Annotated in this window: 1 protein-coding gene; it reads left to right on the top strand. The window is 59.4% G+C overall.

Annotated features, from left to right (window positions below):
• On the top strand, positions 1-648 hold a 648-nt coding region (locus BZK31_RS21435; protein ID WP_157900774.1), incomplete at both ends, for an ABC transporter permease subunit.

Raw genomic sequence — 648 nt, 5'->3', positions numbered from 1 at the left:
GCAACAGCTTCTTTCGTGGGACGACGGTCACCGACCTGATTCTGCAGAAAATGCCGGTGTCCATTTCCCTGGGTCTGTGGGCGACCCTGCTGACATACCTGGTGTCGATTCCGCTGGGCATTCGCAAGGCGGTCAGGCATGGCAGCCAGTTCGACGTCTGGAGCAGCACCGCCATCATCATCGGCTACGCCACGCCAGCCTTCCTGTTCGCCATGTTGCTGATCGTGGTGTTTTGCGGCGGCACCTCGCTGAGCTGGTTTCCAGTCAGGGGGCTGGTGTCGGACAACTTCGAACAGCTCTCGACGCTGGGCAAGATCGCCGACTACTTCTGGCATCTGGTGCTGCCGGTGTCCGCGCTGGTCATCGGTGGCTTTGCCTCCCTGACGCTATTGACCAAGCATTCGTTTCTCAACGAAATCACCCGTCAGTACGTGATCACCGCCAGAGCCAAGGGCATGAGTGAGCGGCGCGTGCTGTACGGGCATGTGTTCCGTAATGCCATGTTGCTGGTGGTGTCGGGGATTCCTCAAGCGTTCATCAGCGTGTTCTTTGCCGGATCGCTGCTGATCGAGGTGATCTTCTCTCTGGACGGTCTGGGCCGGATGAGTTACGAAGCCGCTGTTTCGCGGGACTACCCGGTGGTGTTCG

This window comes from Pseudomonas floridensis (assembly GCF_002087235.1).
Lineage (GTDB): Bacteria > Pseudomonadota > Gammaproteobacteria > Pseudomonadales > Pseudomonadaceae > Aquipseudomonas > Aquipseudomonas floridensis.
This window is presented reverse-complemented; position numbering and strand designations above follow the sequence as displayed.